1 protein-coding gene is annotated in these 341 nt (G+C 74.5%); it reads left to right on the forward strand.

Annotation, left to right across the window (positions count from 1 at the left end; all coding sequences use genetic code 11):
• Positions 1–91: 91 nt before the first annotated feature.
• The coding region (locus E0F75_RS39660; protein ID WP_229315903.1) for an SDR family NAD(P)-dependent oxidoreductase at positions 92–341 on the forward strand (250 nt) is incomplete at its 3' end.

Consider the following 341-nt stretch of genomic DNA (forward strand, 5'->3'; position numbering starts at 1 on the left):
CGCGGACGGGGTCTTCGTGCGCCGGTTGCGTCGTGCTCCGGCGCCGTTCAGCGGTGGTGGTGAGCGGTGGCGGCCGAGCGGGACGGTGCTGGTGACCGGTGGTACGGGTGGGCTGGGTTCGCATCTGGCGCGGTGGCTGGCCCGGAACGGGGCCGAGCATGTGGTCCTGGTCAGCCGGTCCGGGCCGGAGGCTCCGGGCGCGGTCGAGCTGGCCGAGGAGTTGAGTGCGGCCGGTACCCCGACCACGGTCAGGGCCTGCGACATCACCGATGCGGGACAGCTGGCCGAGGTCCTGGGCGGCACCGGCCACCCGCCGATCACCACCGTCATCCACGCCGCCG

It is taken from the genome of Streptomyces sp. CB02980 (assembly GCF_014451325.2).
Lineage (GTDB): Bacteria > Actinomycetota > Actinomycetes > Streptomycetales > Streptomycetaceae > Streptomyces.